This window comes from Micromonospora sp. NPDC004336, from assembly GCF_053602615.1.
The window spans coordinates 1-7,189 of sequence record NZ_JBSGDY010000240.1 but is presented as its reverse complement, the minus strand read 5'-3'; the positions used below and the strand labels follow the sequence as shown (position 1 = coordinate 7,189).

At 71.8% G+C, this 7,189-nt stretch carries 7 protein-coding genes; 3 read left to right on the top strand and 4 right to left on the bottom strand.

Annotated elements, in window-relative coordinates:
• Positions 1–74: 74 nt before the first annotated feature.
• Together ACWENR_RS28660 and ACWENR_RS28655 are read right to left on the bottom strand one after the other, a co-directional pair.
• Complete coding sequence (locus ACWENR_RS28660) at positions 75–323, bottom strand: hypothetical protein (RefSeq protein WP_452280067.1); 249 nt, start codon at positions 321–323, stop codon at positions 75–77.
• Positions 324–525: 202 nt separating this feature from the next.
• Positions 526–1,407, bottom strand: a complete 882-nt coding sequence (locus ACWENR_RS28655) for a L,D-transpeptidase family protein (protein ID WP_452280066.1) — start codon at positions 1,405–1,407, stop codon at positions 526–528.
• 176 nt (positions 1,408–1,583) lie between these two features.
• Between ACWENR_RS28655 and ACWENR_RS28650 the strand changes: the two genes are divergently transcribed.
• Positions 1,584–3,263 (top strand): DNA repair helicase XPB, encoded by a 1,680-nt coding sequence (locus ACWENR_RS28650; RefSeq protein ID WP_452280065.1) that lies wholly within the window; start codon positions 1,584–1,586, stop codon positions 3,261–3,263.
• A gap of 58 nt (positions 3,264–3,321) precedes the next feature.
• Here ACWENR_RS28650 and ACWENR_RS28645 read toward each other — a convergent pair whose 3' ends face one another.
• Positions 3,322–4,509: a hypothetical protein gene (locus ACWENR_RS28645; protein WP_452280064.1), complete on the bottom strand. Its 1,188-nt coding sequence runs from the start codon at positions 4,507–4,509 to the stop codon at positions 3,322–3,324.
• A 361-nt stretch (positions 4,510–4,870) separates the two neighbouring features.
• On the opposite strand from ACWENR_RS28645, the gene ACWENR_RS28640 reads away from it, so the two are divergent.
• A complete protein-coding gene (locus ACWENR_RS28640) occupies positions 4,871–5,263 on the top strand; it encodes an SgcJ/EcaC family oxidoreductase (protein WP_452280063.1) in 393 nt (130 codons plus the stop codon).
• 127 nt (positions 5,264–5,390) lie between these two features.
• Here ACWENR_RS28640 and ACWENR_RS28635 read toward each other — a convergent pair whose 3' ends face one another.
• Entirely contained in the window at positions 5,391–6,206 is an 816-nt protein-coding gene (locus ACWENR_RS28635) for an RNA polymerase sigma-70 factor (protein ID WP_452280068.1), read from the bottom strand.
• 281 nt (positions 6,207–6,487) lie between these two features.
• Between ACWENR_RS28635 and ACWENR_RS28630 the strand changes: the two genes are divergently transcribed.
• The gene (locus tag ACWENR_RS28630) at positions 6,488–6,973 is read left to right on the top strand and encodes a carboxymuconolactone decarboxylase family protein (protein ID WP_452280062.1); all 486 of its coding nucleotides are present in this window, start codon (positions 6,488–6,490) and stop codon (positions 6,971–6,973) included.
• Positions 6,974–7,189: the final 216 nt, after the last annotated feature.

Sequence of the window (7,189 nt, the reverse complement as noted above, 5' to 3'; positions counted from 1 at the left end):
GGCCACGGCGGCGGAGCAGCGCCGGGCCACGGCGGGCGGAGCAGCGCCCGACGGCAGGCGGACCGCTGCCCGGGTCAGCGTCGGCTGCGGCGCACCGTCCCGACGACGGAGACCGCCAGCAGCAGCGCGAACCCGGCGCCGGCCGACTCGCCGACCGAGTCGACGAAGCCCTGTTCGAGCACCAGCCAGCCGAAGAGGAACCAGCCGACGAGCACCACCGCGGCGGCCGCGTACGCCACGACGGTGGCGGTCGAGACCTGCTCGTCGGGTGCCCGGTCGCGCTCGACGCCGTGCTCCGGTATCGCCTCCCGGTCGACCGTCATCTCCGAGCCTCCCCGTCCGGTCCGACGCCTGGCACTCCAGCGTGTCACTCGGGTGACCGGAGTGACAGGGGATAAAACCCCGATCGGACGAGGTGTGCGACGCGCGGCGACGACGTGGGCGGCGCGAGCAGACGACGCGGGCGACGGAAGGCCGGGCCCGGGGCCGCCGCGCCGGCGCAGGTGCCGGGGCGTCGCCGCCGGCTCAGGTGCCGGGGCGTCGCCCGACGAGCACCACCCGGCTGCCGACCCTGCCCAGCTCCCAGTAGCGCACGGCGTCGGCGTGCAGCAGGTTGACGCAGCCGTGCGAGCCGATCGCCTTGTCGTGCAGGTAGGTCGTGGTCTCGTGGAAGCCCATCCCCTGGGTGAAGTGCTGCCAGTAGGGCAGCCACACCTCGTACGGGTCGGACCACTCCTTGACGTTGCGGTAGTTGATCTTGAAGGTGCCGGCCGGGGTGCGGTAGCCGGGCATGCCGGTGCGGGTGACGGTCGGCTTCACGAGCACCCTGCCGTCGCGCATCACCCAGGTGGTCTGCCGGGTCAGGTCGATGCAGAACGTGGTGCCCGAGCCGGCCTTGCAGCGCGCCGTGTCGGTGGTGGCGAGCCGCTTCGCCACGTCGTGGGTGGTGGGCCCGGCGCGACCGTGGGCGGGGCGGATGTCGTACCGCTTCTGGAACTTCCTGATGGCGGCGCAGTCGGCGGCGGACTGCCGGCCGTCCACGGTCAGCGTGCCGAAGCCGCCCAGCCGGGCGAGGTAGGCCTCCACCTCGCGCTGGTGCTCCCCCTGCGGGCAGCCGGCGGCGGACGGCGACCCGGTGGCTCGCGGCGCGGGACGCGTCGGCTTCGGGGTGCTCCTGGTCGGCGTGGGCGAGGGCTTCGCCACCTGCTTCGGGGGCGCCGTGGTGGGCCTGGTCCGCTGGTCCGGCCCGGGCGCACCGCTCGCCCCCGTTACCTCCGCAGCGCCGACCGGGACGGGACCCCCGCCCCCATCTCCGTCGGCCTCCGGATCGAACGCGCACGCACCGGCGCCGACCAGCGTGGCCACTGCCAGGGCGACGAGCCGGGTGGTGGTCCGGACGTGTTTCATGGCGCCTCCCGTGACAGGTGTCCAATTTCTAGACGTCACGAATACCGCTCCGGTTGCATCCGGTGTCCAGATTTTTCGGGCGTCACCCGGATGCGTGCAACACTGGTGGGTCGGCCCGGGGCGGGTCGGTCGCCCGCCGGGCAGCCGGCGACCCGAGGCGGAGGAGAGGCACTGGCGTGAGCGGTGGACCCCTGATCGTTCAGTCGGACAAGACCCTGCTGCTGGAGATCGACCACCCCGACGCGCAGGCGTGCCGGATGGCCATCGCGCCCTTCGCGGAGCTGGAGCGCTCCCCGGAGCACGTGCACACCTACCGGCTGACCCCGCTCGGGCTCTGGAACGCGCGCGCCGCCGGCCACGACGCCGAGGGCGTGGTGGACGCGCTCATCAAGTATTCGCGCTATCCGGTGCCGCACGCGCTGCTGGTCGACGTGGCCGAGACGATGGACCGCTACGGCCGCCTCCAGCTCGCCAACGACCCGGCGCACGGCCTCGTGCTGCGGGCGCTGGACCGGATGGTGCTGATCGAGGTCGCCAAGAGCAAGAAGCTCGCCGGGATGCTCGGCGCGAAGCTGGACGACGACACGATCGCGGTGCACCCGTCGGAGCGGGGCCGGCTCAAGCAGGCGCTGCTCAAGCTGGGCTGGCCGGCGGAGGACCTGGCCGGCTACGTCGACGGCGAGGCGCACCCGATCGAGCTGGCCGAGGCCGGCAAGGACGGCGGGAAGCCGTGGACGCTGCGGTCGTACCAGCGGGAGGCCGTGGAGGCGTTCTGGGCGGGCGGGTCGGGCGTCGTGGTGCTGCCCTGCGGGGCCGGCAAGACGCTGGTCGGGGCGGCGGCGATGGCCGAGGCGAAGGCGACCACGCTGATCCTGGTCACGAACACGGTCGCCGGGCGGCAGTGGAAGCGGGAGCTGATCGCCCGCACGTCGCTGACCGAGGAGGAGATCGGCGAGTACTCGGGCGAGCGCAAGGAGATCCGCCCGGTCACCATCGCCACGTACCAGGTGCTCACCTCGCGCAAGAAGGGCGCCTTCACCCACCTGGACCTCTTCGGCGCCCGCGACTGGGGCCTGGTCGTCTACGACGAGGTGCACCTGCTGCCCGCGCCGATCTTCCGCTTCACCGCGGACCTTCAGGCCCGCCGCCGGCTGGGCCTGACGGCGACCCTGGTGCGCGAGGACGGCCGCGAGGGCGACGTGTTCAGCCTGATCGGCCCGAAGCGGTACGACGCGCCGTGGAAGGACATCGAGCAGCAGGGCTGGATCGCGCCGGCCGAGTGCACCGAGGTACGGGTGACGCTCACCGACGCGGAGCGGATGTCGTACGCGACGGCGGAGGCCGAGGAGCGCTACCGGATGGCGGCGACCGCCCGCACGAAGCTACCGGTGGTGAAGGCGCTGGTCGACCGGCACCCCGACGAGCAGGTGCTGGTCATCGGCGGCTACATCGACCAGCTGCACCAGCTCGGCGAATACCTCGACGCGCCGATCGTGCAGGGCTCCACCACCAACAAGGAACGCGAGCGGCTCTTCGACGCGTTCCGCTCGGGTGAGATCCGCACCCTGGTGATTTCAAAGGTAGGGAATTTTTCCATCGACCTGCCCGAGGCGGCGGTGGCGATCCAGGTGTCGGGCACGTTCGGCTCCCGGCAGGAGGAGGCGCAGCGGCTCGGCCGGGTGCTGCGGCCCAAGGCCGACGGCCGGCAGGCGCACTTCTACACGGTCGTCTCCCGCGACACCATCGACACGGAGTACGCGGCCCACCGGCAGCGCTTCCTCGCCGAGCAGGGCTACGCGTACACGATCGTCGACGCCGACGACGTTCTGGGCCCGAAGCTCCCGACGGTCGACTGACCCGCGCCGGGCGGCGGGCGCGCCACCCCGTCGACGAGGTGGCGCGCCCGCCGTCCCGCTACGAGACCTTCAGGTCGGTGAGGTAGGCCCCCTTGGCGAGGCAGTCGCGGAACTCGTGCCGCGGGGCCACCGTGCCGGTCCAGCGCAGGAATCCCGACGAACCGGTGCCCGCGCTGTGGTTCATCACGGAGCTGCCGTCGTAGAGCAGCTTGCCGGCCGTCGTCTTCGTCGAGCCGGTGGCGACCTGGTGGTATCCCATCAGCGCGCAGTCGACGTAGCGGACCATCGGCCCGCGCGACCCCTCGGCGTTGAAGGCGTACGCGTGGGTGAGCGCCGTCGGGGCCCAGGTCTGGAACGAGTGTGCCGTGTCGTCGCAGGAGACGAAGGTGACCGTGCCCCGGTGCCACTTCGAGTCGATGACCTTGTGCCCGGTGCCGCGCAGCTCGAACCGGATGCCCTCCGCGTACAGCCGCATCACCGAGTCGGCGCGCTGCTCGGCGCCCGCGTTGAGCTGGAAGAACACGCCGGCCGCCGAGGCGTTGGTCAGGATGTAGGAGCCACCGACGAAGTTCATCGAGCCGCCCCGGTTGTTCTTCACGAACACACCCGACTGGTATTCGACCTTGCAGTCGCGGAACCAGTAGTTGAGGAACTGGTCCTGCTGTCGCACCGTCGGCGTCATGCCGATGACCAGGAAGGCGTCGGAGTAGGTGCCGCCGACCTGGCAGTGGTCCCAGCCCATCTCGCTGTTGAGGTTCGAGTTCGACGACGGGCCGTCCAGCCCGATCCCCCGCTTCCACGACCCGCGCCACTCCACGTCGGTGTACCAGGTGTCCTGCACCCCGTGCGTGTCCGACGAGTAGGCGTAGTTGAAGCTCGACGTCGGGTTGGTGCTGGTGAAGGTGAGGCCGGAGATCCGGATGTTCTTGTACCGCTGGTAGTTCGTCCAGAGCGTGGTGTCGTTGGTCGTCGGCGAGTAGGTGATCCGCGACAGCCGCTTGCCGTACCCGGTGATGGCGATTCCGTCGACGATGCCGCCGCCGCCGTCGCCGTCTACGTTCGGCAGCAGGGAGTCCGGCTGGGTCAGCAGGTAGTTCCCCGGCGGGATCACGATGACCTTCTTCGGGATCGCCCCGGAGATGGGCGACGGCTGGAACGACGCCAGCACCTCGGCCGCGGCGGCCCGGAAGGCCGCGTCGCTGGCCTTGGCGCCCGTCGGGTCGGCGCCCTTGGCGACGACATCCACGCTGTACGGATCGTCACCGGCGCCGGCGGCCGAAGCCGCGCCTCCGAAACCTGCCGCCCCCGCGACCAGGCCTCCGCCCGCGGCGGCCAACAACATGGCCCGCCGCGACGGCGCCGTACGTCCGACCATTTCACCAGTCACGTTCCACTTCCAGGTCCCCGTGTGCCCGGTCGGGTCTGTCGATGCGTGAGGTGCCTCGGCATCGCCACCGGACGATGATCTACTTAGGACGATCTAACCACACAAGATCGTCGTGGATCACTCCCAGTGAACGACGAACATCCGGGCGGCGGGCTGCGGATCGGGTCTCGGACCGGCCACCCTTGACTTGAAGGCGCCTTCAGGTTTCAGGATTGACCGCATGAACACCGAAGCTTCGGACATCAAGGCCATCGAGCAGGTCGTCGCCACCGTCGAGCGTTCCCAGCGCGCCAGGGACCCCGAGGAGTTCCTCGCGCTCTTCCACCCCGACGCCCTCTGGACGACCGGCCACGGCAAGGTCCTCATCGGCTTCGAGGCGATCGCCGAGTTCACCCGCGCGGTCCTGCCCAACGCGAGTTGGGACGGCGAAGTCACCTACGAGGTGGTGCACACGCAGTTCCTGCGGCCCGACGTGGCGGCCGTCAAGGTCAGGCAGGTCTACCGCTCGGCGGAGGGCGACACGGAGGGAGCCCCGCTCTACGTCATGACCAGGCAGGCGGACGGGGCCTGGCTGCTGCACGTCTGCCAGAACACCGAGGTGCACGCCGACTGAGAACCCGTCCGAACGATGACGTACGGAGCAGAGGCCCCACCGCGCGGTGCGCCCTGCCGGTCGACCACGCCGCGCCCTGCCCGCACCCGCTGCGACCGGGCGGCCGACGACCCGGGCCCGCTCGGGCTCAGCGGCTCAGGGCGGTCTCCCGTTCCATGCGCCGCAGCTTCTCCGGATTCCGTACGGCGTAGATGCCGCTGATCAGGCCGTCCTCGATCCGCAGCGCCACCACGGTGTCCAGCTCGCCGTCGAGCCGGAGCACCAGCGCCGGGTGACCGTTGACCTGCGTCGGCCGCCACGACGAGACGGCGGCGACCCTGCCCGACCCGGCGGACAGCAGGCGGGCCACCTTCCCCGCCCCCAGGATGGGCCGTGGCACGGCCTGCTTGACTCCGCCGCCGTCGCCGAGCAGGACGACGTCCGGCGCGAGGATGTCGAGCAGGCCCTGCAGGTCGCCGGTCTCGACCGCCCGCTGGAACGCGTCGAGCGCGCCGCGGGTCTCGGCGGCCGAGACGGCCCGGCGGGGGCGGCGTGCCGCGACGTGCGCCCGGGCCCGGTGCGCGATCTGGCGGACCGCCGCCGGGGTCTTGTCGACGGCCTCGGCGATCTCGTCGTAGCCGACGTCGAACACCTCCCGCAGCACGAACACGGCCCGTTCGGTCGGCGCGAGCGTCTCCAGCACCATCAGCATCGCCATCGAGACGCTGTCGGCCAGGGCGACGTCCTCGGCCACGTCGGGCGCGGTGAGCAGCGGCTCGGGCAGCCAGGGGCCGACGTAGGACTCCTTGCGGCGACCGAGCGTACGCAGCCGGCCCAGGGCCTGACGGGTGGTGATCCGCACCAGGTAGGCGCGCTGTTCGCGCACCGTGGCGAGATCGACGCCGGCCCACCGCAACCACGTCTCCTGGAGCACGTCCTCCGCGTCGGCGGCCGAGCCGAGCATCTCGTACGCGACGGTGAAGAGCAGGTTGCGGTGGGCGAGGAACGCCGCGGTGGCGGGGCCCAGCCGGTCGGCGTCCCGGCCACGGTCGTCGGCTGCGGTCTGCGGCGTGTCGCCCACGGGTGACTCCTCTGCGCTCTCGTCTGCGTCACCCACGAGATGCCGGACCCCGCCGTCGTGTGACACCCCCGGGACTGTGGCTCCCGTCACCCGGACGCGCCGTCACAGGGGTCCGCCGGCCGGCATCTCGTGTTCGTCCCTCCCACGAGTAAAGGACGGATCCGATGGACGCACGATTCGACATGTTCGGCAACGAGACCGCCATGAGGTTCTTCAAGCGGTTCGCCAACGCCGGGGCGGTGGTCCAGCAGTCGTCGCTGCCGAAGTCCACCCAGGAGCTGGTGTCGCTGCGCGCCAGCCAGATCAACGGCTGCGGCTGGTGCATCGACATGCACACCAAGGACGCGGTGGCCGCCGGTGAGACGGCGGTCCGACTCCACCTGGTCGCCGCCTGGCGCGAGTCCACCGTCTTCACCGAGGCCGAGCGGGCCGCGCTGGCGCTCGCCGAGGAGGGCACCCGGCTCGCCGACGCCCACCCGGGCGTGTCGGACGAGACCTGGGCCCGGGTGCGCGAGCACTACGACGACGACCAGATCGCCGCCCTGGTCTGCCTGGTCGCCCTGATCAACGCGGCCAACCGGCTCGCCGTGATCCTGCACCAGCGGGGCGGCTCCTACCAGCCCGGCATGTTCGCCGCCGCGTTCGACTGACCGCGCCACCGCCGACCCGGACGCGCCGCCGGTCACCCGCACCGCCACGTACCGCTGACGCCCGCCGGCGGAGACGGGCCGGCAGCGGCGGCGGGCCGGTGCTCGACGCGGACACGACGAAGGGGTCGGCGGGGGGCGCGCCGGGGGCCCCCCCCCCCCAGTAGTGTTATGCTGGTTTGGCCTTTTCGCCCGCCCGGGAAGCCCCCCCCGGCGCGG

Bases quoted from the DNA above. Each gene is read 5' to 3' on its own strand.
- ACWENR_RS28635 (WP_452280068.1), bottom strand. From the start codon at position 6,206: ATGCTCGGCTCGGCCGCCGACGCGGAGGACGTGCTCCAGGAGACGTGG.
- ACWENR_RS28640 (WP_452280063.1), top strand. From the start codon at position 4,871: ATGAACACCGAAGCTTCGGACATCAAGGCCATCGAGCAGGTCGTCGCC.
- ACWENR_RS28655 (WP_452280066.1), bottom strand. From the start codon at position 1,407: ATGAAACACGTCCGGACCACCACCCGGCTCGTCGCCCTGGCAGTGGCC.
- ACWENR_RS28630 (WP_452280062.1), top strand. From the start codon at position 6,488: ATGGACGCACGATTCGACATGTTCGGCAACGAGACCGCCATGAGGTTC.
- ACWENR_RS28660 (WP_452280067.1), bottom strand. From the start codon at position 323: ATGACGGTCGACCGGGAGGCGATACCGGAGCACGGCGTCGAGCGCGAC.